The 26464-nt window shown below is 57.4% G+C and carries 25 protein-coding genes; 15 read left to right on the forward strand and 10 right to left on the reverse strand.

The features are described 5' to 3' along the window. Positions 1–341 precede the first annotated feature (341 nt). Positions 342–2279: a M23 family metallopeptidase gene (locus tag QRN85_RS23465; RefSeq protein WP_284760442.1), complete on the forward strand. Its 1938-nt coding sequence runs from the start codon at positions 342–344 to the stop codon at positions 2277–2279. 56 nt (positions 2280–2335) lie between these two features. Here the strand turns inward: QRN85_RS23465 and clpB are convergent, their stop codons facing one another. From clpB to QRN85_RS23490, 5 genes are all read right to left on the reverse strand, one after another. Next, the gene (gene clpB / locus QRN85_RS23470; protein ID WP_284760365.1) at positions 2336–4954 is read right to left on the reverse strand and encodes an ATP-dependent chaperone ClpB; all 2619 of its coding nucleotides are present in this window, start codon (positions 4952–4954) and stop codon (positions 2336–2338) included. Positions 4955–5369: 415 nt separating this feature from the next. Continuing rightward, positions 5370–5774, reverse strand: coding sequence for a hypothetical protein (locus QRN85_RS23475; RefSeq protein WP_062588769.1), 405 nt, complete (start codon positions 5772–5774; stop codon positions 5370–5372). A gap of 186 nt (positions 5775–5960) precedes the next feature. Beyond that, positions 5961–7049, reverse strand: coding sequence for a substrate-binding domain-containing protein (locus tag QRN85_RS23480; protein ID WP_112963009.1), 1089 nt, complete (start codon positions 7047–7049; stop codon positions 5961–5963). Positions 7050–7076: 27 nt separating this feature from the next. Next, positions 7077–8099 (reverse strand): ABC transporter permease, encoded by a 1023-nt coding sequence (locus tag QRN85_RS23485; RefSeq protein WP_113094055.1) that lies wholly within the window; start codon positions 8097–8099, stop codon positions 7077–7079. An 8-nt stretch (positions 8100–8107) separates the two neighbouring features. Beyond that, complete coding sequence (locus tag QRN85_RS23490) at positions 8108–9601, reverse strand: sugar ABC transporter ATP-binding protein (RefSeq protein WP_284760368.1); 1494 nt, start codon at positions 9599–9601, stop codon at positions 8108–8110. A gap of 146 nt (positions 9602–9747) precedes the next feature. Between QRN85_RS23490 and QRN85_RS23495 the strand changes: the two genes are divergently transcribed. Further along, positions 9748–10743, forward strand: a complete 996-nt coding sequence (locus tag QRN85_RS23495; protein ID WP_284760370.1) for a LacI family DNA-binding transcriptional regulator — start codon at positions 9748–9750, stop codon at positions 10741–10743. A gap of 15 nt (positions 10744–10758) precedes the next feature. On the opposite strand, the gene QRN85_RS23500 is transcribed toward QRN85_RS23495, so the two are convergent. The 3 genes from QRN85_RS23500 to QRN85_RS23510 are packed head-to-tail and all read right to left on the reverse strand — an operon-like array spanning position 10759 to position 13659. Continuing rightward, complete coding sequence (locus tag QRN85_RS23500; RefSeq protein ID WP_284760371.1) at positions 10759–11649, reverse strand: SMP-30/gluconolactonase/LRE family protein; 891 nt, start codon at positions 11647–11649, stop codon at positions 10759–10761. Between the two features lie 28 nt (positions 11650–11677). Further along, positions 11678–12712: an L-idonate 5-dehydrogenase gene (locus QRN85_RS23505; protein WP_062588756.1), complete on the reverse strand. Its 1035-nt coding sequence runs from the start codon at positions 12710–12712 to the stop codon at positions 11678–11680. Then, on the reverse strand, positions 12712–13659 hold the full coding sequence (locus tag QRN85_RS23510) for a 2-hydroxyacid dehydrogenase (protein ID WP_284760372.1): 948 nt from the start codon (positions 13657–13659) through the stop codon (positions 12712–12714). The genes QRN85_RS23505 and QRN85_RS23510 overlap by 1 nt, the downstream gene beginning before the upstream one ends. A 94-nt stretch (positions 13660–13753) precedes the next feature. Between QRN85_RS23510 and QRN85_RS23515 the strand changes: the two genes are divergently transcribed. The 5 genes from QRN85_RS23515 (at position 13754) to gluQRS (ending at position 17858) form a co-directional block, all read left to right on the forward strand. Next, a complete protein-coding gene (locus tag QRN85_RS23515; RefSeq protein WP_113094061.1) occupies positions 13754–14509 on the forward strand; it encodes an SDR family oxidoreductase in 756 nt (251 codons plus the stop codon). Positions 14510–14568: 59 nt separating this feature from the next. Further along, positions 14569–15456 carry an NAD(P)-dependent oxidoreductase gene (locus tag QRN85_RS23520; RefSeq protein WP_284760374.1) on the forward strand — a complete coding sequence of 296 codons (888 nt, stop codon included), beginning with the start codon at positions 14569–14571 and terminating at the stop codon, positions 15454–15456. Further along, entirely contained in the window at positions 15453–15788 is a 336-nt protein-coding gene (locus QRN85_RS23525; RefSeq protein ID WP_062588750.1) for an NIPSNAP family protein, read from the forward strand. The genes QRN85_RS23520 and QRN85_RS23525 overlap by 4 nt, the downstream gene beginning before the upstream one ends. Positions 15789–15852: 64 nt before the next feature. Further along, positions 15853–16869 carry a LacI family DNA-binding transcriptional regulator gene (locus QRN85_RS23530; protein WP_284760375.1) on the forward strand — a complete coding sequence of 339 codons (1017 nt, stop codon included), beginning with the start codon at positions 15853–15855 and terminating at the stop codon, positions 16867–16869. 107 nt (positions 16870–16976) lie between these two features. Next, positions 16977–17858, forward strand: coding sequence for a tRNA glutamyl-Q(34) synthetase GluQRS (gluQRS, locus tag QRN85_RS23535; RefSeq protein ID WP_284760377.1), 882 nt, complete (start codon positions 16977–16979; stop codon positions 17856–17858). Here gluQRS and QRN85_RS23540 read toward each other — a convergent pair. Next, positions 17829–18737 (reverse strand): YihY/virulence factor BrkB family protein, encoded by a 909-nt coding sequence (locus QRN85_RS23540; RefSeq protein ID WP_062588744.1) that lies wholly within the window; start codon positions 18735–18737, stop codon positions 17829–17831. The genes gluQRS and QRN85_RS23540 overlap by 30 nt on opposite strands. Positions 18738–18921: 184 nt before the next feature. On the opposite strand from QRN85_RS23540, the gene QRN85_RS23545 reads away from it, so the two are divergent. From QRN85_RS23545 to QRN85_RS23575, 7 genes are all read left to right on the forward strand, one after another. After that, positions 18922–19755, forward strand: a complete 834-nt coding sequence (locus QRN85_RS23545) for an SDR family oxidoreductase (protein WP_284760379.1) — start codon at positions 18922–18924, stop codon at positions 19753–19755. Positions 19756–19816: 61 nt separating this feature from the next. After that, complete coding sequence (locus tag QRN85_RS23550; protein ID WP_062588741.1) at positions 19817–20014, forward strand: twin transmembrane helix small protein; 198 nt, start codon at positions 19817–19819, stop codon at positions 20012–20014. 15 nt (positions 20015–20029) lie between these two features. Further along, complete coding sequence (locus QRN85_RS23555) at positions 20030–20617, forward strand: cob(I)yrinic acid a,c-diamide adenosyltransferase (protein WP_112963021.1); 588 nt, start codon at positions 20030–20032, stop codon at positions 20615–20617. A gap of 20 nt (positions 20618–20637) precedes the next feature. Beyond that, positions 20638–21363: a rhomboid family intramembrane serine protease gene (locus tag QRN85_RS23560; RefSeq protein ID WP_284760380.1), complete on the forward strand. Its 726-nt coding sequence runs from the start codon at positions 20638–20640 to the stop codon at positions 21361–21363. A 229-nt stretch (positions 21364–21592) separates the two neighbouring features. Then, on the forward strand, positions 21593–22339 hold the full coding sequence (locus QRN85_RS23565; protein WP_062588733.1) for an electron transfer flavoprotein subunit beta/FixA family protein: 747 nt from the start codon (positions 21593–21595) through the stop codon (positions 22337–22339). A 23-nt stretch (positions 22340–22362) separates the two neighbouring features. Continuing rightward, the gene (locus QRN85_RS23570) at positions 22363–23292 is read left to right on the forward strand and encodes an electron transfer flavoprotein subunit alpha/FixB family protein (protein WP_284760381.1); all 930 of its coding nucleotides are present in this window, start codon (positions 22363–22365) and stop codon (positions 23290–23292) included. A gap of 121 nt (positions 23293–23413) precedes the next feature. Further along, positions 23414–24295 (forward strand): 3-hydroxybutyryl-CoA dehydrogenase, encoded by an 882-nt coding sequence (locus QRN85_RS23575; protein WP_062588730.1) that lies wholly within the window; start codon positions 23414–23416, stop codon positions 24293–24295. Between the two features lie 9 nt (positions 24296–24304). On the opposite strand, the gene tlpA is transcribed toward QRN85_RS23575, so the two are convergent. Beyond that, positions 24305–24973, reverse strand: coding sequence for a thiol:disulfide interchange protein TlpA (gene tlpA / locus QRN85_RS23580; protein WP_284760382.1), 669 nt, complete (start codon positions 24971–24973; stop codon positions 24305–24307). Positions 24974–24997: 24 nt separating this feature from the next. On the opposite strand from tlpA, the gene argH reads away from it, so the two are divergent. Beyond that, complete coding sequence (argH, locus tag QRN85_RS23585; RefSeq protein WP_062588726.1) at positions 24998–26398, forward strand: argininosuccinate lyase; 1401 nt, start codon at positions 24998–25000, stop codon at positions 26396–26398. Positions 26399–26464 lie beyond the last annotated feature (66 nt).

Here is a 26464-nt window from a genome sequence, read left to right on the forward strand (position 1 = left end):
CCCCTCAAACAAGTCAACACTGACAATCCAAAAAAATACAGATTTTATGTAAGTTACTGATTATGCTGAGGTATTTCCATTAGGCACGAAACCGGGTCCAAAATAACGCCCCTTCGGCTTATATGAAGGCTCGTTCGGTGCCCTCGCCTTATTAGAATAGAACACGCGCCACGTTTTCGACATGAGATATCCATATCTGGACGGAGAGGAAGTGCTTCGACGTAGAAACACGGGGAGAGTAGTAAGGGGAATTGCTCCCCTGTTTGACTCCCGTGTTTTAAAGTTGCACACCTTCGCCATAGGGTTTCTGGAGATCAAATGAACGAATGGTCGCGACAGGCATGATGACGGATCGAGACATGGTCCGCTCGCTTGGGTCAGAGCCGCCTATTCTGGCAGAGGGTCGCCGTGCTCCAGACCGTCGCGAGATTTCTTTGCGTTGGCTTAGTGGAACTTTTCTGACTGGCATTACATCGTCCATTCTCATGGGCGTCGCGCTTTTCGCGGCTCTGGATGGCCGACAGCAGCTCGCAATCCCGGCAGAGGCTTTCGCGCGCGCCGATATGGAACAGGACGCATCGGAAACCGTCAGGCGCGGCACAAGACTGCTAGCACCAAATATTGCAGCACGGCCTTCAGACAGGTCTGTGATGGAAGTGTCGACCGTTATCCACGATGGCGATAAGGAAGTTGTCCGCAAGGTCCCATTCTCGCACGTGAAGATCGCTCTGGCCGCAAATTACAATAATCAGGACGACTATCCGCCATTTGATCCGCTCAACATTTTTGCGACGAATGAGGACGCTTCTCCCGCAGCGAGCAAGACGGGTACGATCTATGGATCGGAGGTAGAGTCGGAGGTCAGCCTGAAGACAACGGCCTTTCCGACAAAAAACAGCCCATTTGCTTATGCTGGCGGAATGAGCTTCGACGAGGTGGAAGAGGCCGTTCGCTCCAATGGCTCTATCCTGACAGATGGAAATGAGCAGCTTTCCGCACTCTATTACATCGATCCGCGTCGATTTGAGGCGACTGAGGACGTCGATGTGACTGCTGGCCTCTCAGCCCGCGTGGTGGAACAGAACATGTCGGTATCCACGCCGCAGGCAGCGACAGTGGATGCGCCGGAATATGCGGATGATGTCATTCCTGTTCGCCAGGCGCAGACAATGGAAGAAGCGCTCTTTGGCGCCGGTTATTCCAAGCAGCAAGCCAAGCAGACGGCAGGCGCGCTGAGCGCAGAGAATGGATCAGCCGAAGTGCAGGCCGGCGACGTGTTGCGCATCGGAATTCTGCAGAGTGATGACAAAAGCGATGTTGTTCGCGCGAGCCTTTATCGCAAGGCACGCCACGTCGTGACAGTAGCAACCGATGATCACAAGCAGTTCGTCAAGGCGGCTGAGCCTCCTCAGCTTGACGCCGTCGCCACCGCTTTCGACAGCAGCAACGCGCCTTTGACTGCGAACCGCGATCTCCCACGCGTCTATGACGGGGTATATCGGGCGGCTCTGACCTACGGCATGAACCAGTCCATGGTGTCGCAGATCGTAAAGCTTCTGGCCAGCAGCGTCGATTTCCAGGCTCAGCTGAAGCCCACGGATTCGCTGGAAGCTTTTTTCTCGGTCGAGGGGCCTGATGGGAAAGCGACCGACCAGTCCGAGCTTCTCTATGTGAATGCCAAGTTCGGCGACAATGAAACCCGTTTCTACCGCTTCCAGAACCCCGATGATGGAAGCGTCGATTATTTTGACGGCCAGGGTAAGAGTATTCGCCAGTTCCTGATCCGCAATCCTGTGCCGAACGGGCGCATGACGTCCGGCTTCGGTATGCGCCGCCACCCTGTCTTGCGGTTCAGCCGCATGCATACGGGAACAGACTGGGCCGCACCACGGGGAACGCCGATCATTGCCACCGGTAATGGGGTGGTCGAAAAGGCTGGATGGGCATCCGGCTACGGCAATCAGACGCTGATCCGCCATGCGAATGGCTATGTATCTTCGTATAATCACCAGAATGCGATTGCCAAGGGTGTGACCGAGGGGGCTCGCGTCACACAGGGTCAGGTTATCGGTTATGTCGGATCGACTGGCCTATCGACCGGCGCTCACCTGCATTACGAGTTGATCGTCAACGGCACGAAGGTCGATGCAATGAAGGTGCGCCTCCCGGGTGGGAAGTCCCTTTCGGGCGTGGCGCTGGCCAGATTTTCGGATGAAAGACGGCGCATCGACACTTTGCTGAATATCGAAAGCAAGCCGGACCAGGTCGCAAGCCGCTAAACATTTTCCGCTCGCAAAGAAAAAGGGCTCCCTCGCGGGAGCCCTTTTTTGTTTCATCATGCTGCGTCAGCGGTTTCGACGTCTGGTCGCAACGGCTTGACCTTGAATAGCAGCCGATCGGAGCCCGATGTAACCTTGACGCGCGAACCATCCGGAATTTCACCGCCCAGGATCATCTCGGCAAGACGGTCCTGAACGCTTTTCTGGATGATGCGCTTCAGCGGACGAGCGCCATAGGCAGGATCGTACCCCTTGTCGGCAAGCCAGATACGGGCATCTTCATCAAGTTCCAACTCGATCTTGCGATCGCTGAGGAGCGACAGAAGACGCTGCAACTGGATATCGACAATGGCACCCATTTCATTGCGATGCAGGCGATGGAACAGGATGATGTCGTCGATACGGTTGAGGAATTCCGGCCGGAAGTGTCCACGGACCCGTTCCATCACCAACTCTCGGACAGAATCCACATCGTCATTGTCGCCCATCTGCGTCAGGAACTCGGAACCGAGGTTCGAGGTCATGATGATGATGGTGTTCTTGAAATCGACAGTGCGGCCCTGACCGTCTGTCAAACGGCCATCATCCAACACCTGCAGCAGAATGTTGAAGACATCCGGATGCGCTTTTTCGATCTCGTCGAACAGAACGACCTGGTAGGGGCGACGACGCACGGCTTCCGTCAACGCACCGCCTTCCTCGTAACCGACATAGCCAGGAGGCGCGCCGATCAGCCGGGCGACTGAATGCTTCTCCATGTATTCCGACATGTCGAGGCGCACCATCGCCGTTTCATCATCGAACAGAAACCGCGCCAAAGCCTTGGTCAGTTCTGTCTTGCCGACGCCGGTCGGGCCAAGGAAGATGAAGGAGCCGATCGGTCGGTTCGGATCCTGCAGACCAGCGCGGGCGCGCCTGACTGCTTTTGACACTGCCTGCACCGCTTCGCCCTGGCCGACGACGGATCTGGCAAGCTCATCTTCCATGCGCAGCAGCTTCTCGCGCTGGCCTTCGAGCATCCGATCCACCGGAATACCGGTCCATCGTGACACAACATGGGCAATGTTATCCGCCGACACCACTTCCTGCACCATGGAGGCAGCGCCGCTGCTGTCGCGTGCTTCCGCCGCAGCAAGCTCCTTTTCAAGCCCGGGAATGATGCCATAGGTCAACTCGCCTGCCCGCTGGAACTGACCGTTACGCTGGGCTGTCGCCAACTCGTTGCGGGCTTCGTCGAGCTGCTTCTTCAGGTCCGCCGCATGGCCAAGCTTCTGCTTTTCTGCCTGCCAGCGTGCCGTCAGCGCGTCTGCCTTTTCTTCCGTATCAGCGAGCTCATCCTCGAGCTTCTTCAGCCGATCCGCAGAGGACGCATCGGTTTCCTGCTTCAATGCTTCACGCTCAATCTTGAGCTGGATGATGCGACGATCAAGCTCATCCAGTTCTTCCGGCTTGCTGTCCACCTGCATGCGCAGGCGCGACGCAGCCTCGTCCATCAGATCGATGGCTTTGTCGGGCAGGAAACGGTCGGTTATGTAGCGGTTGGACAGCATGGCCGCAGCCACGAGTGCGGAGTCCGCGATCCGCACCTTATGGTGCTGCTCGTACTTCTCCTTCAGACCACGCAGAATCGAAATCGTGTCTTCGACCGTCGGCTCATTGACCAGAACGGGCTGGAAACGACGCGCCAGCGCGGGATCCTTTTCGACATGCTTGCGGTACTCGTCCAGCGTGGTTGCGCCAACGCAATGCAACTCACCACGAGCAAGAGCGGGCTTCAACAGGTTGGACGCGTCCATTGCTCCATCTGCCTTGCCAGCGCCGACAAGCGTATGCATCTCGTCGATGAAGAGAATGATGCCACCGGCTTCCGCCTGGACTTCGTTCAGGACAGCCTTTAGGCGCTCTTCGAACTCACCCCGGTACTTCGCACCGGCAATCAGCGCGCCCATGTCGAGCGCCATCAGCTTCTTGTCTTTCAGGCTTTCCGGTACGTCACCATTGATGATGCGCAGGGCAAGGCCTTCTGCGATCGCCGTTTTGCCGACGCCAGGTTCACCGATCAGTACGGGATTGTTCTTGGTACGGCGCGACAGAACCTGAATGGTGCGGCGAATTTCGTCGTCGCGGCCGATGACAGGGTCCAGCTTGCCGTCCTGCGCTTCCGCCGTCAGGTCACGCGCATACTTCTTCAACGCATCAAAGCCCTGTTCGGCATTGGCGCTATCGGCGGTACGACCCTTGCGGATATCATTGATGACCTGGTTCAGCGCCTGAGCGGTTACGCCTGCCTTCTTGAGCGAAGCTGAGGTCGAGGCAGATGTTTCAATCGCCATGGCCTGCAGCAAACGCTCCACCGTGACGAAACTATCTCCGGCCTTCTTGGAAAGATCTTCAGCGGTCGAAAACACCTTGGCGAGCGGGCCGGTGAGCGACAGGCCGCCATTGCCGCCGGAAACCTTTGGCAATTTCGCCAAGGCAGCATCATTGGCAAGGCGCGCTTCCTTTGCATTGCCGCCCGCACGCTCGATAAGGGCCGCAGCCATGCCCTGGTCGTCATCCAGCAGCACTTTCAAGACATGCTCAGCCGCAAATTGCTGGTGGTTTTCATTCAACGCATAGGTCTGTGCCGATTGCAGAAAACCGCGAACTCGTTCGGAATATTTCTCAATGTTCATAGTCAAACTCCTCTTACCGCCCTGCCCGATCTCGGCACAGTTTGGATTGCTGGGGTTGAGGCTCCCTGAAGCGGCAAGCCCCGCTGCGACGACCGACACTCAATCATGCCAGCATCGCCTTGAATGACAGGTCAGAGCTCGTGTCTGACATGGCATTCTGATGAACTTGATATGGTATGGAATTTTGCTGGTTTAAAGAGGACCCGGAGCGGCCCGATAGATTTTTAATAGCATTTTTTGTCAGAAAATGTCGGCTTCTCGCCGAAGATGTATTTTATCAAAACTAGATTGTTATAAGGCACCGCTCTTGCGCGGATGCGGGAATGGTGCCCCATTGCTCGGCAAGTCCATGAGAGCTGGAGATGCGGCAGCAACCGGCGAAAAAGATTGTTTTCGCCAGTCGCTTTTTCAAGGTTCAACGCGTCAGCGTCGTTGCGACCAAATAGCCGAAAATGGCTCCAAGGCCCAAAGCTCGCATGGGGTTTTCTCGCACACGACGGCGAAGGTCGTCTGCGGTTCTGTAGCCCAGGCTTGAAACCTCTTGCCTGACCGCAACAATGTTTTCCTTAGGTCCGCTGTAGGGATCATTTCGATGAGCGAGGATGGATTCCAGGGCCTCGTCCACTCGTGGTGCATCCGATTTGGCAACGGGCTCTGCTGCGTCAGCACCTGCGCCGGATGTTGTCGTGCCGGTGGCCGAGACTGGGTCGGAGGCAGGAAACGTGTCTTCCAAACCATCGCGGAGATCATCCTGATCGACGCGAGGTTCGCTCTGTTCACTCTCCAGCGATTGTACGGCGGGGGATTTGATATCGGGCATTGCAGTTCCTTCGCGTGATGAATGTGCGGAGGAAACACCGCGCGCTTGCGGCGGTTCCAGAGATTCATCGCCCGATACCGTACGAAGCAGATGGACCGGGATCACAGGAGCCGTGTGAATGTAGATGAAGAAAGAGAAAATGGCTGGCGCAGATAAGATCCACGCCAGCCATTTGAAGACATCGGCCTATTTGCCCCAGATCTTCGCATACTGAACCCGGTAGCCATTGCCGGGATCAAAGATATTCTTGTCGCCACCGTCGGAGCTGATATTGGCCTTGGTAACCACGTGCAGTGGTGACGTATAGCCGGACCATTTCGCCTTGCTGACTGCTCGGTTCAATTCGTCTACAAGCTGCCAACCCTGCAGGTTCAGGGGCTCTGCCACCGTCACCGATTGGTATTGGCCTGAGCGAATGCGCTGATAGGCCGATTCCGATCCGTCACCGGCAGCGACCGCCTTGGGCGCCCCATCGCCCGCGATACCGGCTGCGGCGAGGCTTGGCCCCATGAAGTCGAAATAGATATCATTGATTGCCAGCGTATGAGTCCATTTCGCACCATACTTTTGCAACAGCGAGGTCGTCAGCGTTGGCATACGGTTCGAGGTGTCCGCAATTGGCGTATCCACATATTCGAGCACCGTTCCGCCGAGCTTTTCGATTGTTTCCTTTATCTTGTCGGCCTTGGCAATGGCGATGGCATAGGTCGAGTCGGTGAAGATCACGACACCCGGCTTTCCACCTGCGTCAGCAAAGGCCCATTTCGCGGCAGCGGCGGAGACTTCCATGGCATCGGTGGAAACATTGGCGAAAAGGCAATTGGCCGGGTCAGGCCCAATCACCGGACCTGCGTGCCAGCTCACCATCGGAATGCCGGCGTCGCAAGCCTGCTTCAACGCAGCCTGCTGCTCGACCGCATCGAAGCCGTTGATGATGATACCGTCGGGCTTCAGCGCAAATGCCTGCCCGAACGCTCCGGCACGGCTCTGCACGGAACCAGCGCCATCAAGAACCGTCACCTGCCAACCGATCTTGGCCGCAGCCTCTTGTATGCCATTCGTTACGCCCAGGATGCCGCCGTTTTTCATGTCGGCGGCCAGCACGACGATTTTCTTGCCCGTCGCGGCGACCGGACCGCTGGTCGGCCCATCCCAGGTCGTTTTCTCACCTGCATATTTCTGGACCTGCGCCATCGCGTCAGAAATCGCGTCGGCGTGGGCTGGCATGGCGGCCGCCAGTGCCAGGATCGATACGGCTAGTGCTCTTTTCAGCATGGTTTCCTCCCGATGTAGCTGAACGAACTATTTAGACTTCGCGCCTTTTTTCCTCTGCGCATATCCGGCAATGCCAATGGCGATCAGCAAGGTCGTGCCGTTAAACAGCGGTTCAACCCAGAAACTGCCGCCGAACTGCTGGATGCCGGATATGCCAACGGCGAGGATCATCACGCCGACGATTGTGCCCCACACATTGACGCGTCCGGGCTTGATGGTTGTAGAGCCTAGAAAGGCACCCACAAGTGCGGGCAAGAGAAATTCAAGGCCGACGGATGCCTGCCCGATACGCAACTTGGACGCCAGAAGCACACCCGCAAGCGCGGTCATCAGGCCGGACGCGACAAATGCGCCGATAACGAATTTGCGCGTTGGAATGCCATTGAGCTCTGCTGCCCTTTGATTGGCGCCAATCGCATAGAGATACCGACCGATTGGCGTGTATTCGAGCGCGATCCAGAGCAACAGCGTGATGACAAGGACATAGATGGCGGTGATCGGCAGGCCTGCGACGAAGGTGCCGTTGATGGCGTAAAAGGCATCTGGCAGCGCACCCACCATCTGACGGCCGCCGGTATGCCAGAGTGCAATGGCATAAAGGATCGTGCCTGTTCCAAGCGTCGCTATGAAACTGTCGATCCGCGCAACCTCGACCAATAGCCCGTTAAGGGCCCCGATGAGGACGCCGAGGACGAGAACGATAGCAACGGCAACTGGCCAGGGAAGCCCGTAGAGCGTCTGCAAGCTGATGGCCAGAATGTGCCAGAGAACGATACCGTAGCCGACCGTCAGGTCGATGCGCCCGGCAACCATGGGGATCATGGCCGCAAGCGAGAGCATCGCGATAATCGCCTTGTCGGAGAGGATGGCGCGGACGTTGAGCAAGGTCGGAAAAGTGGTCGGCAGCAGGATCGAGAAGAGGACGATCAGGCCGAACATCAGGATCACAAGACCATAGGTCGGAATGAGGCGAACCAGCTTTCGGCTGAATGAAAGACCTCTCAGCTCGTCTTTGGTGGGTTCAACTGCGTTGGATTGAATACCGGGCATGGCTGTCCTCAGGCGGCTTCACCGGCCGATGCGGCCTGGATCAATGATTCGGTTGAAAGTTCGACGCCGCTCAGTTCGGCCACAGGCAGGCCACGACTGAACACAATCGCACGGTGGCAAATATTGGCGGTCTCCTCGAAATCGGTGGACACCACGAGGACGCCCATGCCACTTGCAAGCGCCTCAAATAGCAGATGGTAGATTTCAGCCTTCGCACCGACATCGACACCTGCCGTCGGGTCTTCCGTAATCAGCAACTGGCGTCCGGAATCAAGCCAGCGTCCCACGACGACCTTTTGCTGATTGCCGCCGGACAAGGCCTCTATCGCCAGTGTCGGATCATTCGGCGACAGCCCGACGCGGCGGCCAAGTCCATGGGCGATTTCATCCTCCGCTCGGGGAGACAGGAAACTCATCAGGCGTCGACCGGTAGCCGCCGGGTTTATGAAGGCGTTTTCTCGGATTGTGAGGCCTGGCGCGACACTTTCCGCAACGCGATCACGTGCGACGAGTCCGATGCCGGAACGCATGGCCGCTCCAGCATTGCGCAGATCCGGCTTCATCCCGTTCAATAGGATGCTGCCCGAATGGGGAATGAGACCGAACAATGCACGACCGACATCCTCATGGCCTGCACCACTTAACCCCGCGAGACCGAGCAGTTCTCCACGGCGAATTTCAAAATTCACCGGCCCCACCGCGCCGGTTGCCAATCCTTCTACCTTGAGGATGGATGATCCAGACAGAACTGCGGGCCTGGCAATTTCGCGCGCCTTGCGCCCGACGATGAGACCAACCAGCTCCTCAGGCGTGGTATGTTCAATCGCCCGCATGCCGACCAACTGGCCGTCTCGAAGCACGGCAACCCGATCGGCAATCCGGAAAATCTCATCGAGGCGATGGCTGACATAGATCATTCCGACGCCGCGTGCCTTTAGCGGACGAAGGGCTGCAAACAGTCTCTCTACCTCATCGGCAGGAAGGCTGGCCGTGGGCTCATCAAGAACGAGGTAGTCGCAATCGGCAGCAAGGGCTCGTGCGATGGCAACCAGGGATTTCTGCGTGCGGGTGAGGCTGGACACGCGGGCTGTCGCTGAAAAATCAGCCTCGACCAGCGAAAGAGCCTTATCGGCAGCCGCCTCCGTCGCGGTCCACTCGATGCGACGACCCTTTTTCACGTAGCCTAGCGATAGCGCGATATTCTCGGCAACGCTCATCCACTCTATCAGTCCGAGATCCTGATGGATGAAGGCGACCTTCTGACCACCGGCCTTTCCGGCTTCATGAGCGTAGGGAACGCCATCAATGAAGACGCCGCCCTCATCGGCACGGTGGATGCCACCAAGCACCTTGATCAGCGTTGACTTGCCAGCACCATTTTCGCCCAGAAGGGCAACGATTTCGCCACGCTCGACCTTCAGCGAAACGCCCTTGAGGGCTTGCGTGCCTCCAAAGACTTTCACGATGCGATCGAACAGCAGTCCGTCTGTGGACTGTTGCATGATTGTCTCCTCCCAATCCGGACAGATCTTGCGCCTGCTTTACCGGTAACGTAAATAAATTATTCTGACGCCCGGCTATGTCAAGAGAAAAGTTATCGATAACATGTATATTAGATGCCGGTGCGAAAAGGACATTGAAAAGACACATGAAAGCCAATCTGGAAGACATCGCCAAGGCCGCTGGCGTCTCCAAGATGACGGTCAGCCGAGTTCTCAGAGACGGGTCCGGCTTCTCCGACCAGACGCGGGAAAAAGTCCTGGGGATTGCGGAGCAAATGGGATACGTACCGAACCGGCTTGCCGCCGCCTTCGGTTCAGACCACGCGGGGACACTGGTCGGCATGTGCGTGCCACGTCTGACATCCGGACTGTTCGGTCACGTGCTGGATGGTGTGGATCGCGCGCTTGGACGCCTCGGATATCAATTGATTATTGGCGCGAGCGACCATTCAGCAACCGATGAGGAAGAGTGGATACGCCAGGTGGTCAGCTGGCGGCCGGCGGGTCTCATTCTTTCCGGCAGTCATCATACGCCTGGTACGATAGACCTCCTGCGCGCAGCATCCATGCCTGTCGTGGAAATCTGGGATCTGACCACGAGCCCTATCGATATGGCCGTTGGCTTTTCCCACGCCGATTGCGGTGCGGAGATGGCACGGCATGTGTTGTCACGGGGCCGTCGAAAGGCGGGCTATATCGGAGCGTTCGCCCGCAGCGACGTGATGGGCCAGGCACGGTTTGAAGGGTTTCGGGATGCCCTCGCAAAGGCGGGCCATCCATTGGTGGATGCTGAAATGCTTCACGACGCGCCTGGCTTTTATGCGGGTTACTACGGCCTGGAGATGTTACTCAGCCGCGGCAACGAGTTTGACGTCGTCTATTTTCACAATGATGAGATGGCGATCGGCGGACTCGCTTTCTGTCGAGCGCATGGCCTTAATGTGCCGGATGATATCGGCATAGCCGGTTGGGGTGGAATGGAGGCGGCGTCCATTCTGGACAAACGCCTGACCACGACGGTGGTGCCGACGACGGGCATCGGCAAAGCTGCAGCGGAAGCACTGGTCGCGCGGCTGAAGGGCGAAGCCGTACAGGCAGTCAATGTCGTATCGACACGCCTTGTCCACGGCGAGACCGTCTAGCGTTCGCGCTACATCTCAGGGCACCTGCACTCCGCGTCGATTGAGGATGACGGAATAGAGGCTGGTGGTTGCTGTAATGAATAGCCTGTTCTTGGCGTGGCCGCCAAAGCAGATGTTGGACACCGTTTCCGGCACGAGAATCTTGCCCATCAGATGTCCGTCCGGCGCAATGCAGTGCACTCCGTCGGCTGCGGAAGACCAAACATTGCCGTCGCTATCCAAACGGATCCCATCTGCGCATCCTGCAGTGATCGTGTGGAAAATCCGGCCGTTGACGGGCAGACCGTCCACCATGTCGAAGACACGGATATGCTGCGGATCAGAAGAAAACATCCGCCCTGTATCGGCGACGTACAATCGTTTCCCATCGGGGCTGAAGGCCAGCCCGTTGGGTGCCTTCATATCGGTAATGACGGCCTCGATATTGCCATCCGCCGAGACGCGGTAGACGTAGCAGTCCAGTTCCTGCTCCGACTTCGTTCCTTCGTAGTCCGTCATGATGCCGTAGTGAGGATCAGTGAACCAGATTGCGCCATCAGCTGCGACGATGACATCGTTCGGACTGTTGAGCCGCTTGCCTTGATAGCTGTCAGCGATAACCGTGACCTTGCCATCCCACTCGGTGCGGGTCACCCTGCGTGTCCCGTGCTCGCAGCTGACCAGCCGCCCCTGCTGATCCCGCGTATGACCATTGGCAAAGTTTGAAGGCTGGCGGTATGTCGTAACACCCTCTTCGTTCCACCGGACAATGCGGTTGTTGGGAATATCGGAAAACAACAGGCAGCCGGCATCCCCGAACCACACCGGCCCTTCCACCCAGTCGAAACCGGTCGCCAAACGCTTCAGCGGTGCATTGCCCAATACATAGGTGGCAAACACCGGGTCGATGACTTCAAAAAACGACATTGTTGAAAATCCTCCGAAGTCACCGGCTTTACGCCGAAAAGTCTATCTGTGTCTTCATGGCCTGACTTCTGTCCGATGCAAGCTTGAAGCCCGATTCTGCCTCGTTAAGCGGCACCGTATGCGTAATAAGCGGCCTGACATCGATCAATCCCTTGCGCATCAGTTCGACACCGATCGCAAATTCTGCATGAAAGCGGAATGAGCCGCGCAATTCCAGCTCTTTTGCGGTGATTGCCATGATCGGCAGGGTCATGTCGCCGCCAAGCCCAAGCTGCAGGATAATTCCACGCGGCCTGATGGCCGGAATTGCACCCGCGAGCGCTGCGGCAACGCCTGTGCATTCATAGAGAACATCGAAGCTTCCCTTGTTGGCCGAATATTGCGCAAGGGCTTCCGGCTCCTTGGCCGTATTGATCACACGGTCGGCTCCAACCTTGGCTGCCAGAGACAGCGTGAAATCAGAAAGATCTGTCGCAACGATCTCAGCAGCGCCCGCCCGGCGTGCCGAAAGGATCGACAAAACGCCAATCGGACCACAGCCCGTAACAAGTACTCTTTTGCCAAGAAGGCTTCCTGCACGCGTGGTGGCGTGCAAGGTCACCGCCAGCGGCTCTGCCATCGCGGCCTCGCCCGCAGACAGGCCGGTGGCATCGACACACTGGAAAGCATCGGCAATAAGGGTTTGGCGGAAAGCGCCCTGAATATGCGGAAACGGCATTGCACTGCCATAGAAACGCATATCAAGGCACTGATTTTGCAAGCCCTCCGCACAATAGCGGCAATGGCCGCAAGGCCGCGATGGGGAGACGGCGACGAGCTGGCCGACCTCGAAACCGGAAACGCCCGGCCCGATCATCTCCACATGGGCGGATACTTCATGGCCAAGAATCATGGGCTCCCGTAGCCGCACGGCTCCAAAGCCCCCGTGATTGTAATAGTGCAGATCAGAGCCGCAGATGCCGCCCGTCGCGAGACGTAGCCTGAGCTGCCCCGCTTTTGGCTGTTCCACGGGGCGATCTTCGATCCTGAGATCACCGGCTGCATGAATAACGATGGCTTTCATCAGAGCACCTGACTGAGAAGAGGTTTACCGGCAAAATGCGCCGAAAGATTATCACGAAGCAATTGGCCCATGGCCTTGCGCGTTTCAATGGTCCCGCTGCCATGATGAGGTTGAAGGAGCACGTTCGGCAAGGACAGAAAGCGCGGATTAAGTTTCGGCTCGCCCTCAAACACGTCGAGTGCAGCGGCACCCAGCCTGCCCTTCTCCAGTGCGTCGAGAAGCGCGTCCTCATCAATGTTCGAAGCACGACTGATATTGATCAACATACCCTCAGGGCCCAGCGCCTCGATGACCTCCTTACCCACGATATGACGGGTTGCCGCAGAGGCAGCAAGGCTCACGAAGAGGAAGTCGGACCGGGAAGCAAGCTCGACAGGATCTGCGATGAACGCCCAATCCCGCGCATGATCCTTGCGCGATGTGCTGCTATAGGCGATCTCCATGCCGAAGGCAGCAAGGCGCTTGGCGATTTCGAAGCCAATGCGGCCAAGACCGAGCACTCCTGCCCTGCGGCCCCAGACCCTTCGCTGCAAGGGATATAGTCCTTTTGTGGACCAGGAGCCGTCCCTGACCCAGTTTTCCGCGCCGATCATTCCGCGCGATTGGGCAAGCATCATTGCCACCCCGAGATCCGCAACGTCACCCGTCAGAACATCGGGTGTGTTGGTGACCCTTATGCCCCGCTCCCGGCACAGTGCGAGATCGACCGCATCAAAGCCCACCCCATAGACGGATATGACTTCGAGGCCCGGGCAGGCGTTGATGATGGCGGCGTTGGCACCAAGTTCGCCGCGCGTCGCGATCCCGCGGATTTTTGGCCCTACCTTTGCGAGAAAATCTGATTTCTCGAACGCCTCAAAATACCGATGCATCGTAAACGCCGCATCGAGTGGATGTTGATCCCAATCCGGATAAGGGCCAATCTGCAATATGTCGGGCTTGGTCATCGTCTCTCCTCACGAAGCTTGACTTTCGATTGTTATCGATAACATATACAAATCAACAAACGCTTGTCGAGAGTGAAACTGAAGGAAGAAAACCGTGGCAACGAACCTGTTCGACCTTAAAAACAAACGCGCACTCATTACCGGCTCATCTCAGGGGATCGGCTTTGCGCTTGCCGAGGGGCTTAAAGCCGCCGGAGCGGCGATTGTTTTGAACGGTCGGGATGAGGCGAAGCTGAGCCAGGCGGCTGCGCGCATAGGCGATGCGGACATTCTTGCTTTCGACGCGACGGACCACGAAGCCGTGCGGCGAGCGGTCGACGCATATGAGGCATCCGGCAAGCCCATCGACATTCTCGTCAACAACGCCGGAATGCAGCACCGTGCTCCCCTTGAAGAGTTTCCCGCCGACGCGTTCGAGCGACTGCTGCAGACAAATATCGCCAGCGTCTTCCATGTCGGGCAAGCCGTCGCGCGCCACATGATCGGTCGCGGACGCGGCAAGATCATCAACATTGCCAGCGTTCAGACCAGTCTCGCGCGGCCGTCGATTGCGCCCTATACGGCGACAAAGGGCGCGGTCGGAAACCTCACCAAGGGCATGGCAACCGACTGGGCAAAGCACGGGCTGAACTGCAACGCCATTGCTCCCGGTTACTTCGATACGCCGCTCAACGCCGCACTGGTTGCCGATCCGACCTTCTCGGCATGGCTTGAGAAACGCACCCCCGCAGGACGTTGGGGCAAGGTCGAGGAACTGCAAGGCGCCTGCATCTTTCTTGCGTCTGACGCGTCCAGCTTCGTCAATGGGCACATTCTCTATGTCGATGGCGGGATTACCGCATCCCTGTAAGTTGAGCATCCAAAAGGGGCGTGGCAACCTTTAGAGGCCACTGGAGGAGGAAAACGGCTATGAAAGATACGATCGCCCTGATCGGCGCAGGCGCAATGGGCGGCGCAATCGGTGCACGTCTCGTTGAAACGGAAACGCATCTCGTCGTCTATGATCGCGACAGGGAGAAGGTGGACGCCCTTGTTTCCAAAGGAGCTGTAGCCGCATCCTCCGCCGCCGAAGCCGCAGGAAAGGCCAGAGCGGTTATCCTCTCGCTCAATTCCGCTGCTATTGTACGCGCCGCCGTTTTCGGACCTGAAGGTGTCTCGCAAGGTGCACGCCCCGGCACCCTCATCATCGATATGTCTTCCGTAGACCCGGAGTCGACGAAGTCACTTGCGGCGGAGAGTGCGGCAGTCGGCTTGCGCTGGGTGGACAGCCCACTTTCCGGTGGAATTCCAAAAGCAGCAACCGGGCAGTTGACCCTGATGCAGGGCGGCGCGGAAGCTGACGTGCAGGAAGCGCAAGCCATTCTGGGTGGGCTGGCCAGCAACCAGACGCATATGGGCGGGCCGGGCGCGGGGCAAACCACCAAGATGATCAATCAGGTGCTATGCGGCCTCGGTTTTCTTGCGGTCGCAGAGGCAACGGCACTTGCCGAGGCGGCTGGCGTCGACGTTGCCAAGATTCCACAGGCGTTGGAGGGTGGACGGGCCGACAGCGCCTTGCTTCAGGAATATATGCCGCGCTTCACCGCGCGTGATTATCGCCGCACCGGCCGTATCGACAACATGGTGAAAGACCTGAATGCCGCCCAGGATTTGGCGCGGCTCAGCAACACCTCCATGCCGCTGACTGCAATCTGCGCCGAGATTCACCGGATGCTGACCGCCGCTGGTTTGGGCGGCGAAGATCAGGCCGCGCTTATGGAATATTTCAAGGGACCAACCAAGGAGCTTGCCCGATGATAACCCGCTATGCATTGTTCGACGGCACGATCAAACAAGGTCAGACCGAAGCTTTCAGAGCCGCAGTCCTCGCTGAAATCCTGCCAAAATGGCGGGCATTCCCCGGCGCCCTTTCGGTGCGTGTCACCTTCGCAGAAAGCCGCGATGACGGAGCCCCGGAATATCCGATGATCCTGGCTATCAACTATCCGGATCTGAAAGCTGTAGAGGCAGCGCTCGCGAGCCCGGTCCGCACCGAGGCAAGAGCGGCAACCGAAGCCGTACTGGCGCGCTTTTTCACCGGCACAATCCATCATCACGTCACATCGGCGCATGAATTCGAGCCTTTGTAAGCTTGCCTGTGGAGCTATGTTAGCAAGGCTGGATTTTCGAAAAAGATAACGGTAACAACCGAATATGAGCCCATTCCGCAAAGTACCCACCATGGCCGATGTCGCCCGCCTCGCGGGCGTTTCTTCCATGACGGTAAGCCGGGCTTTCAAGCATGATACATCCGTCAGCCATGCCACGCGCAGCACGATCCTCGAAGCCGCGGACAAACTTGGATATGTCTTCGACAGTACCGCATCGAACCTGCGTTCGCAGCGGACGGATTTCGTGGCCGTCACGATACCGTCGATCAACAACGCCAACTTCGCCGATACCGTACGCGGGCTGTCGGAAGGGTTGAAGCCACGCGGCCTGCAGATCCTGCTGGGCTATACGGACTACGACATTCAGGAGGAGGAGCGACTGATCGAGCAGTTGCTTCGCCGCCGCCCGGAAGCGATCGTCGTGACCGGTGGCAGACACACACCTCGCGCCCGGCGGCTTCTTGAGAATGCCGACATACCCGTCATCGAGACCTGGGACCTCCCCGAAAATCCCGTTGGCCATGTCGTAGGTTTCTCGAACGCAGGTGCCGTACGTTCGATGGTTGATCATTTTGTTTCGGTCGGCATTACCCGCATCGCCTTCATCGGGGGCGATGCTGATCGCGATACCCGTGGAACGGATCGCCGCGCCGGGTTCATTGAGGCCATGCGCAACCATGGACTGCAAGCTGACAGGCTGATTGCTGCCGGCACCCCACCCATTTCCATGAAGGAAGGTGCCGATGCAATGGGGCGCCTTCTGCAAACACTGCCGGATACACAGGCCGTGATCTGCGTGTCCGACCTCTCCGCTTTCGGGGCGTTGACCGAATGCCAGAGGCGCGGCATCGATGTTCCCGGACAGATCGCTGTTGCAGGCTTCGGTGACTACGAGATTGCCGGCATCTGCGTTCCCTCCCTTACCACCATCGACCCGATGCCTCGGGAAATCGGAAGGCAGGCGGCTGCACTCATTCTGGACGTGCGCGATGGTACGCAGAAAGAAGCCACGACCATTGCCATCAATCCCATATTGCTGTGTCGCCAATCAACGCCCTGACCACGCGCGCAACTCCGCCCGTGCCAGTGCGAGCATGTTTCTTTCCTTGACTCGATTGGCTGCCAGTCTCTTGGCGAAGTATTGAAAATCGTGGCAGAAGACGAAATATGTCCTCGCATGTCCGCCAAAAGCCAGTGTTCCGTTTTGCGCCCAGCCCCAATGGCAGGCTGCATCTCGGCCATGCTCTTTCAGCAATTCTCAATCACGACATGGCTGCGGCCTCGGCGGGACGTTTTCTACTGCGCATCGAGGACATCGATCTTGCCCGATGCACGCCGGAATTTGAACGGTGTATCTACGACGACCTTGCATGGCTGGGCCTATCCTGGGAACATTCCGTGCGGCGTCAGTCAGAGCATTTCGACGAGTATCGGCTTGCACTCCAGCGCCTGATCGACGCGGAACTGGCCTATCCGGCCTTCATGAGCCGCAGCGAAATAAAAGCGTTTGTCAGGCAGTATGAAGTGGACGGAAAGGTTTGGCCTCGCGATCCCGATGGTGCTCCACTCTATCCGCCGATCGATAAAGAGCGACCTGCGGCGCAGATTGCTCAGCTTCTTTCTTCAGGCGCGCAGCACGCCTGGCGCCTGGACATGGCGAAAACTGTGGGCAGAGTTGAACGTTCTTTGCACTGGCACGAAGGCGGAAGCGGGGCTGAAACATTCGTCGAGGCCGACCCCACCGCATGGGGAGATATCGTTTTGTCCCGGCCGGACGCCCCTTCCAGCTATCATCTGTCCGTCGTACTGGATGATGCGCTGCAATCCGTCACTCACGTGGTCCGGGGTATGGATTTGTTCGCGGCGACATCCGTTCATCGGCTGCTGCAGGAGCTCCTCGACCTGTCCGCCCCGCAATACCATCACCACAGATTGGTTCTGGATGAGGACGGAAAGAAGCTTTCAAAGAGTATTGGCAGTACCGCCCTGGAGGCGCTGCGCGCACGTGGCGACACGCCCTCAGATATCCGCCGCCTCCTCGGCGTCTAGCGCTTCCCGCAGGCTGCCATTGTGAATGCCGACCTTGATGACATGCCGAATGCGATACTTCATCAAGGCAGCATTGACCTCTGCACCCAGCATGAAAATGACGCCGACCATATAGAGAAAGACAAGCACGATCATGACCGAGGCCAGACCGGCATAGGTTGCGGCATAATTGGCGAAGGTGGCGAGATAATAGGCAAAGATTGCCGCTCCTATGACCCAGAACAGCAGAGTCAGCACGATGCCTGGCAGCACATCCCATATGCGTCTTCTGCCTGCGGGCAACCAGAGATGCGCGGCGATCAGCCCGACGGCAAGCACGATGATCGTGCCGTAAAGGCCCAGATTGGAAACGGTCTCCAGAAAATCCTTCAGCAGCGGAAAACGCGTTTCGGCAAAGGACAGCGCAACAGGCACGGCAACCAGCACGATGCTGATGGCAGCAAAGGTGGTGACCGCTATTATGACGTAGAAAAGACTGAGCAGGCGCGTGACGTACCACCAGCGTGTTTCGCTCACACGATAGGCACGGTTGAGCGAAATTCTGAGTGCTTCCACGCCATTGGACGCGAAATAGGCGGCAGCGAGCACCGAAATCGTCAGAAGGCCGCCACGAGGAATAGTGAGGACCTGTTGCACCTGCGCAGCGAGCGGCGCGGCGATGGCTGCAGGCCACGTGTCGAAAATGATGTGGACGGCGGTTTCTGCAAACTGGTCTGCCCCAAGAAAACCGGCGAGAGCCGTACCGAAAATCAAGAATGGAAACAGGGCAAGCAGAATCGACAGTGCCACATGGCTTGCCATGGCCCAGCCGTCATCTTCGGCAAAATGGAAATAGGCATCGAAGGCGACTTTTCGGACGATGTCCAACGCGGCAACCATGTCACCTCCTCAATCGGCATTTCATTTGCAACCCATGCTCAGATATGGGAAGTCGATCATGATTGTACAGCGCACAAGACCGTGCACGGGTTCCACTTTCAAAAGAAGAATTGTGCACTACGGAAATTCATGCTGCCTATTCCGCAGCTATTTTCAACCATTGTCGCCTTAAGGGAATACACTCATGTCCGAAAAACCGGTGATCATTGTAACCGGCTGTTCTTCAGGCATCGGCGCCCATTGTGCACAAGCGCTGCATCGGGACGGGTGGCGGGTTTTTGCGACCGTCAGACGGACCGAGGACATGGCCCTGCTGGAACAGGCTGGCATCGAAGTCCTTTTGATGGACTACACCGTACCGGAGACGATATCCGCATTGGTGGATGAGGTTGCCGCCCGAACCGGCGGGCGCATCGATGCGCTTTTCAACAATGGGGCCTATGGCCAGCCTGGCGCGGTGGAGGATCTTTCTGTCGAAGTCCTGCGAGCGCAATTCGAAACGAACCTCTTTGGCTGGCATGACCTGACCTGCCGCGTCATTCCCTTCATGCGGAGGCAGGGCCATGGCCGGATCGTCCATTGCTCCTCCATACTGGGTCTCGTTCCCTATCGCTATCGCGGGGCCTACACGGCATCCAAGTTTGCTCTCGAAGGTCTTGGGATAACACTGCGAATGGAGCTTCAGGGAAGTGGAATATATGTCAGCATGATCGAACCGGGGCCGATTGAATCCAGGTTTACCGCAACCGCCCTTTCCCACATCAAGGACAATATCGACGTGGAAAACTCGGCACACGCGAAGGAATACAAGCGTCAACTTGCCCGACTGGATGGTAGCGCCGGTAAAAACAAGCACAAGCTGGGGCCTGAAGCAGTATACGAAAAATTGAAGCACGCTCTCGTCGCACGTCGTCCAAGGGCGCATTACATCATCACCACGCCAGCGATACAGGCGACAATTCTCAAACGGTTTTTGCCAGCTGATGTGTTTTACCGTCTGCTGCGCAAGTTCGACTAGCGCTGTGTCGATTCAATCAGCTACAACGCTTCGCAAATCAGAGCATTCAAGAGGATAGCGCATGTCCAGTTTTACAACGGTTCTTGCAGCCATAGTCATGGGGCTGGTCGTGCTCGTGTTGATACGCGGGCTGTTCAACATGCTCAAGGGCACGGATGCGAACAAGTCCAACAAGCTCATGCAACTGCGGCTGTTGCTGCAGGCCATCGCTATCATACTCATCATGTTGACCCTGTGGCTGACTGGCGGCGGGCGTTAAGAAGCGGAATATTCCATGGTAAAGTTGAACAAGATCTACACCCGAACGGGCGACGACGGCACCACCGCGCTTGTTGCCGGGCCAAGGCGCCCCAAGCATGATCTGCGCGTAGAAAGCTACGGAACCGTGGACGAAACAAACTCCGTCATCGGTATTGTCAGGCTTCACACGACGAACATGGTCGAACTGGATGCCATGCTCTTTCGCATCCAAAACGACCTTTTCGATCTCGGTGCGGATCTCGCCACTCCCGATACCGGCGAGGCTTTGTCCTATGAACCGTTGCGGATCATTGAGACGCAGGTTACCCGGCTGGAACATGAAATCGACGCGCTGAATGCAGATTTGTCGCCTCTTAAGTCCTTCGTTCTGCCCGGCGGCACGGCTGCCGCCGCCTATCTGCACCTTGCCCGTACGGTCTCGCGGCGCGCTGAACGGCAGATGGTCGAGCTTGCAGGAATTGAGGGCGAGGCTGTCAGCCCTGCCGCGTTGAAATACATCAACCGCCTTTCCGATTTTCTTTTCGTGGCCGCACGCTTTGCAAACAATACCGCGAATTCCGGCACATCCGACATTCTCTGGGTTCCCGGTCAGAACCGCTAGTCATCGCAAGGCGTCGTTACATGTTCATCCCCATCCACGACGCCAATTCGCTCAAGCACATCAAGGTGCAATATGTGACTTTGGCCATTATAACGGTCAATCTGTGCATATGGCTGTTCTCCAGCTTCTCATCGCTGGAGGTTTCAAACGCTGCGGTTCTGGGCCTGGGTTTCATACCGGCCGTTGTTTTCGATTACGCGCATTTGGACCCTGTTCTGCAAATCGTTCCGGATCAGGTTACCGTCGTCACCTACGCATTCCTGCATCTGGGGTTCTGGCATCTCGCCTCAAACATGCTGTTTCTGTGGGTCTTCGGGGACAATGTCGAAGATGCCTTCGGCCATCTACGCTTCGCATTGTTTTACATTGCCTGCGCCATAGCTGGCGCGCTGTTCCACGGTTACGTTTCCCCCGCCTCGGAAGCACCGCTGATCGGGGCATCCGGTGCGGTATCAGGCGTTGTTGCTGCTTACCTGCTCCTGCATCCAAAGGTCAGGATATGGGTTCTGGTCTTCATGCGAATTCCCGTCCCCCTACCCGCTTTCATTCCTTTGGTTCTGTGGATCGCTCAACAGTTCGCCATGTTCTGGCTGGGACTGGAAGAACGCGTATCCTGGGGTGCGCATGTCGGAGGGATTATCGCAGGTGGAACCTTGACCTTCTTCCTGCGGCGTCCGGGCGTTCCGCTCTTTGACAGGACCATCGTCACGCCGCAGGCCGTTCAGTTGAAGGATGGACAAGCGTAAGACGGTAACGTGTCGCAAACGGAACGGCATCGCTCCGACATTCGGTGGAGATTGCAGAGAGGATTGATATTTACGTTCACGTTAACGTAAGATATCCCCGAACCGCATGAGATCATGAGCATTGCTCCGTTGAACTTACGGCAAAAATGCGTATCCATGTGGCAACTTGATTATCAGGAGGACCGTTCAGCGTTGCGCTTTATGGTCAGGAGTTGAAGGAAGGTTATCGATGAAGATCCTTGTCCCTGTGAAGCGTGTGGTGGACTATAACGTCAAAATCCGCGTGAAGTCGGATGGTTCCGGCGTTGAGCTTGCCAACGTCAAGATGTCGATGAACCCTTTCGACGAGATTTCCGTGGAAGAAGCGCTTCGCCTCAAGGAAGCCGGCAAGGCTGAAGAGATCGTCGTCGTCTCCATCGGTCCAGCCAAGGCGGAAGAAACGCTGCGCACGGCGCTCGCCATGGGAGCGGATCGCGCCGTCCTCATCGAGACGGACGAAGCCGTGGAACCGCTGGCCGTTGCCAAGCTTCTGAAGGGTGTCGTGGAAGCCGAAGCGCCGGGTCTCGTTATTGTCGGCAAGCAGGCAATCGACGATGACAGCAACCAGACCGGCCAGATGCTGGCAGCATTGCTGGGCTGGGGTCAGGGTACATTCGCGTCCAAGGTCGAGACATCGGACGGCAAGGTCGCCGTAACCCGTGAAGTCGATGGCGGTTTGCAGACGGTAGAGCTGAAGCTGCCCGCCGTCGTTACGACAGACCTGCGTTTGAACGAGCCGCGCTATGCGTCCTTGCCCAACATCATGAAGGCAAAGAAAAAGCCGCTCGACAAGAAGACGCCTGCCGATTTCGGCGTCGATATCGCACCTCGCCTCAAGGTTCTGAAGACTGAAGAGCCTGCGGGCCGCAAGGCGGGCGTCAAGGTCGGTTCGGTTGCCGAACTGGTATCGAAGCTCAAAGCCGATGGCGTCATCTAAGGAAGCGAAAGGGAGATTTTAACATGGCCATTCTTCTTCTGGCAGAACACGACAACGCAACCCTTTCCGACCAGACGGCAAAGACACTGACCGCAGCGACCCAGATCGGTGGCGACGTGACGGTTCTGGTTGCCGGATCCAACGCCAAGCCAGCCGCCGATGAAGCGGCAAAGCTTGCGGGTGTTTCCAAGGTGCTCCTTGCAGACGACGCTGCCTATGCCAACCAGCTGGCAGAGCCGCTGGCAGCGCTGATCGTGTCGCTGAGCAGCGCTTACGATGTCATCATCGCGCCAGCGACGGCATCGGCCAAGAACGTTCTGCCGCGCGTCGCAGCACTCCTTGATGTCGCACAGGTTTCGGAGATCATCGAAGTCATCTCCGCCGATACCTTCAAGCGCCCGATCTATGCTGGCAATGCGATCCAGACCGTGCAGGCAAGCGACGCCAAGAAGGTCATCACCGTTCGCACATCCACCTTCGCCCCGGCGCAGGCTGGAGGCTCCGCTTCGGTTGAAACATTGGCCGCGGCTGAAAACCCGGCATTGTCCTCCTTCGTCTCGGATGCCCTGGCGTCGTCTGACCGTCCGGAACTGACATCTGCCAAGATCATCATTTCGGGTGGCCGTGCGCTCGGTTCTTCCGAGAAGTTCAAGGAAGTCATTCTGCCTGTTGCAGACAAGCTGGGTGCAGCTGTGGGTGCGTCACGCGCGGCTGTTGATGCCGGTTATGCCCCGAACGACTGGCAGGTTGGTCAGACGGGCAAGGTGGTTGCACCGCAGCTCTACATCGCCGCAGGCATTTCCGGCGCCATCCAGCACCTTGCTGGCATGAAGGATTCGAAGGTCATCGTCGCCATCAACAAGGACGAAGAGGCCCCGATCTTCCAGGTTGCCGATTATGGCCTCGTTGCGGACCTTTTCGACGCCCTGCCTGAGCTCGAAAAAGCGCTCTGATCATAACAATTGGTAAAGCGGCGCGTTTTTATAAACGCGCCGCTTTTGTTTTCCGGTAATATGCGTAACATCCGCAAAAGTTGCGACGCATCCCAGCACATGCCCACAGGAGAGACACATCATGGCCGCGCCAATCAAGAATATCGGTATTATTGGAGCCGGTCAGATGGGCTGCGGTATCGCGCATGTTTCTGCTGTCGCTGGCTACAAGGTCCATATCTACGATCTCGCCAAGGATCGCATCGAAGCAGGTCTTGCGACGATCAACGGCAATCTTGCCCGCCAGGTCAGCAACGGCAAGATGCAGGACGAGGACCGCAAGGCCGCCTTGGCTCGCATTGGTGGGTCTTCCGACATCAACGATCTCGCCGCAATGGATCTGGTCATCGAAGCGGCAACCGAACATGAGGAAACCAAGCGCAAGATCTATGCCCAGATCTGCCCGGTCCTCAAACCCGAAGCGCTTCTTGCGACCAACACGTCCTCGCTATCGATCACCCGCTTGGCATCGGCAACTGACCGCCCTGAACAGTTCATGGGCATACATTTCATGAACCCGGTGCCAGTCATGAAGCTGGTGGAGCTGGTGCGCGGTATCGCCACAGACGAGCCGACTTTCGAGAGTGCGAAAGAATATGTACGCACGCTCGACAAGGCAATCACCGTTGCCGAGGACTTTCCGGCCTTCATCGTCAACCGCATTCTTCTGCCGATGATCAACGAGGCGATCTACACATTGTATGAGGGCGTTGGATCGGTTGAAGCCATCGATACCGCCATGAAGCTGGGTGCGAACCACCCGATGGGACCATTGCAGCTGGCCGACTTCATCGGTCTGGATACCTGCCTGTCGATCATGCAGGTTCTTCATGATGGTTTGGCGGACAGCAAATATCGCCCCTGCCCGCTCTTGGTAAAATATGTCGAAGCGGGATGGCTCGGTCGTAAGTCTGGTCGCGGCTTCTACGATTACCGTGGCGAAACGCCTGTTCCGACACGGTAAAGCTTCCACTTATTTCGCTTTGGCAAAATCCACGAGCGCCTTGGCATCGGGACTGTCCCAGGCTGCCGGGCCGTTCATGGAGGCAAGCAGGCAACCCTTGTCATCGATCAAGAGCGTTGCCGGCAAACCGAAGGCAAGTCCTTCCTTCTTGAGCGCGTTGAAGACGCCCATCGAGCTGTCGCGGTAAAGCTTCAGCGCGTCTATGCCGTATTCACCCATGAAAGTCTGAGGTTTGGCGTCATCGCCGGTGTCGATATTGACGGTAACGACCTCAAAGCGGTCATCACCCTTTTCTCTTTCAAGGGCGTTGAGTGCGGGCATTTCCTCGCGACACGGAACGCACCAGGTGGCCCAGAGATTGAGAAGCACAGTCTTGCCGGTAAAACTGGCTTCGCTCATCGCAGCGCCATCCGGCCCCTTGAATGACAGCGGTACAATGCGAGGCCGTTCATTGGCCGACATTGCTGCGACCTGGCCTTTCAGCAGAGGCTTGAGCGAGGCGATCCGGCTTGCGGTACCTTCACATAAACCGGCCTGCGCAACCCCAGCCCCTTGAACCTGACCTTCAGACCAAATATGCCTGATCGTTACAACGCCCGCGCCGCAAACAAGTCCGGCGATGGCAGCAATTGCAACAAGTCTGGCGGAAGGAAGCCTGAACGGCCTTTTTTCTGTCATTGAATACTCCAGGGCAGGCGAATAATGGCTGACGGCATCGAACAAAAATCCTCCAACCAGATGTGGGGCGGACGTTTCGCTTCCGGTCCTTCTGCCATCATGGAAGAAATAAATGCCTCGATCGGCTTCGACAAGAAGCTTTATGCGCAGGACATCCGCGGCTCAATAGCACATGCGACCATGCTGGCTTCAAAAGCCATCATTTCCGGCGAAGATAAAGACAAGATCATCACGGGCCTGAACACGATCCTGTCAGAAATCGAAAGCGGATCCTTTGAATTCTCTCGCAAGCTCGAAGACATCCACATGAATATCGAGGCACGTCTGGCTGATCTGATCGGCCCGGCAGCGGGACGCCTTCATACGGCCCGCTCGCGCAACGACCAGGTCGCGCTCGACTTTCGCCTATGGGTGAAAGAAGAACTCCAAAAGACCGAGCAGATGCTGACGGCCTTGATTGCCGCGTTTCTAGACCGCGCCGAAGAGCACGCCGACACGGTCATGCCGGGCTTCACCCATTTGCAAACGGCCCAGCCGGTCACCTTCGGTCACCACTGCATGGCCTATGTTGAAATGTTTGGCCGAGACCGCGCCCGCGTGCGACACGCCATCGAACATATGGATGAAAGCCCGATCGGCGCCGCAGCACTGGCAGGCACCGGCTATCCCATCGACCGGCACATGACCGCAAAGGCGCTGGGTTTCCGCGAGCCGACGCGCAATTCCATCGATACGGTATCGGACCGTGACTTTGCACTGGAGTTTCTGTCGATTGCGTCCATTTGCGCCACGCATCTGTCGCGCCTGGCTGAAGAAATTGTCATCTGGTCGACACCACAATTCGGCTTTATCCGCCTGTCGGATGCATTTTCGACCGGTTCCTCGATCATGCCGCAGAAGAAGAACCCGGATGCGGCAGAATTGGTGCGCGCCAAGACAGGTCGTATCAACGGTTCGCTGATCGCCCTTCTTACCATCATGAAGGGACTGCCCCTGGCCTATTCCAAGGACATGCAGGAAGACAAGGAACAGGTATTTGATTCCGCTGAAAGCCTGGAACTTGCCATCGCTGCCATGACTGGAATGATCCGCGATCTGGAAGTCCGCGTTGACAAGATGCGCGACGCCGCAGGTTCCGGCTATTCGACGGCCACCGATCTCGCAGACTGGCTTGTCCGCGAGGCAGGCCTGCCTTTCCGTGACGCGCACCACGCGACCGGCCACGCTGTGGCTCTTGCCGAGAAGAAAGGCTGCGATCTGGCCGATCTGTCGCTGGAGGACCTGCAGGCCATCAACCCGGCCATCACCGAAGGCATTTTCGATGTGCTTTCGGTTGAGGCATCGGTTGCCAGCCGCACAAGCTTTGGCGGCACGGCGCCATCTGAAGTCCGCAAGCAGATCGCTTGGTGGCGCGCGCGGAACTGATCAGTCTGGCGTTCGGTCAGCATCACAAGAAACAGGGTGCACAAGCGCCCTGTTTTTCGGTATCAG

Source organism: Agrobacterium sp. fls2-241-TYG-188a (genome assembly GCF_030209845.1).